Origin of the sequence: Cellulosimicrobium cellulans, from assembly GCF_001722485.1 — a bacterium.
Lineage (GTDB): Bacteria > Actinomycetota > Actinomycetes > Actinomycetales > Cellulomonadaceae > Cellulosimicrobium > Cellulosimicrobium cellulans_A.
The window spans coordinates 1-1,526 of the sequence record NZ_LWGL01000321.1 but is presented as its reverse complement, the minus strand read 5'-3'; the positions used below and the strand labels follow the sequence as shown (position 1 = coordinate 1,526).

Below are 1,526 nucleotides of genomic sequence, written 5' to 3'. Positions count from 1 at the left end.
GGACCGGCGCGGATTCGTCGAGCGCGGGCAGGCCCGCGGCGAGCGGCGGTGCCGCGACGGCGCCGGGCGCCTCGGGGAACGGCGCCGCCTCGCGCGGCGGCGGCGCCGTGGTGAGCATCCCGGGGACGACGTCGACGGCGTCGGCCACGAGGTAGCCGCCCGTGAGCGCCAGGACGACGCCGATCGTCACACCGGCGCGCGTGCCCCAACCCATGCGTCTCTCCCGTTCGTGGCCTCGCGTGCGGGCGTGCCGGACGACGTCCTGCAGGACGGGGCCGGGCGCGAGCACGTGCGCATTATCACTCACCGGGCGGGCCGCCCGGGCTCCTCCCCGGCCCTCGCTGCCGGACCGGCCGTGTCACACTAGTCCGCACGACGGCGCCGCCCGTCGATCACCCGACCAGCCACCGCCCGAGTCCTGCGGTGCAGGGACGACTGGAGGACATGCAGTGGAGTTCGACGTCACGATCGAGATCCCCAAGGGCCAGCGCAACAAGTACGAGGTCGACCACGCGACCGGGCGCATCCGTCTCGACCGCATGCTGTTCACGTCGACGCGCTACCCGGACGACTACGGCTTCATCGAGGGGACGCTCGGCGAGGACGGCGACCCGCTGGACGCCCTGGTCCTCCTCGAGGAGCCGACCTTCCCCGGCTGCCTGATCCGCTGCCGCGCGCTCGGCATGTTCCGCATGCGCGACGAGGCCGGCGGCGACGACAAGGTGCTGTGCGTGCCGACGGGCGACCAGCGTGCCGCGTGGCGCCAGGACATCGACGACGTCTCCGACTTCCACCGTCTCGAGATCCAGCACTTCTTCGAGGTGTACAAGGACCTCGAGCCCGGCAAGTCGGTCGAGGGCGCCCACTGGGTGGGCCGCACCGAGGCCGAGGCCGAGATCGAGCGGTCGCTGCAGCGCGCGATCGACTCCGGGTACCACGTCGGGCACTGACGCCCGGCGCGCGTCACGGCCGGCCGGCCCACGGCATCGCGTCGGCCCACCGCATCGGCACCTCGCGGACGTTCACGCCCGGCCGCGGAGCCTCGACCATCGTGCCTCCGCCGGCGTACACCGCGACGTGGCGGATGGTCGACGGGTCCGACGGGTCGTCCGCGTAGAACACCAGGTCGCCCGGGCGCAGCTCCGCGTACGGGATCTTCGCCACGCGCTGGTACTGCGAGCGTGACGTGCGGGTGATGTCGACGCCGGACGAGGCCCACGCGCGCGAGGTGAGGCCCGAGCAGTCGTAGCCGGGCCCGGTGCCCCCGAACACGTACGGGGAGCCGATCTTCGACCGCGCCCACGCGACCGCGGCCTGGCCCTGGGCGGCGCTGCCCACGGACGTCCCCGGCGGACGGGCGGGGGCCGGTGCCGGAGCCGGCGCGGGGCTCGGTGCCGGAGCAGGGTCGGGGTTGGGCGCCGGTGCAGGAACCGGTGCCGGACCGGGTGCAGGCGCTGGTGCGGGCGCGGGGCCGGGAGCCGGGACGGGCGCCGTCGGACCGGCCGACGGGGCTCCTCCACCCGCGC

At 75.1% G+C, this 1,526-nt stretch carries 2 protein-coding genes and 1 pseudogene; 1 reads left to right on the top strand and 2 read right to left on the bottom strand.

The features are described from left to right. A pseudogene (locus tag JZ5iCDA_RS17425) lies at nt 1-214 on the bottom strand (D-alanyl-D-alanine carboxypeptidase/D-alanyl-D-alanine endopeptidase); the annotation flags it as partial. Between the two features lie 235 nt (nt 215-449). Between JZ5iCDA_RS17425 and JZ5iCDA_RS17420 the strand changes: the two are divergent. Then, a complete protein-coding gene (locus JZ5iCDA_RS17420; RefSeq protein WP_069388234.1) occupies nt 450-950 on the top strand; it encodes an inorganic diphosphatase in 501 nt (166 codons plus the stop codon). A gap of 13 nt (nt 951-963) precedes the next feature. Here JZ5iCDA_RS17420 and JZ5iCDA_RS17415 read toward each other — a convergent pair whose 3' ends face one another. Continuing rightward, nucleotides 964-1,338: a C40 family peptidase gene (locus JZ5iCDA_RS17415; protein ID WP_069388233.1), complete on the bottom strand. Its 375-nt coding sequence runs from the start codon at nt 1,336-1,338 to the stop codon at nt 964-966. Nucleotides 1,339-1,526 lie beyond the last annotated feature (188 nt).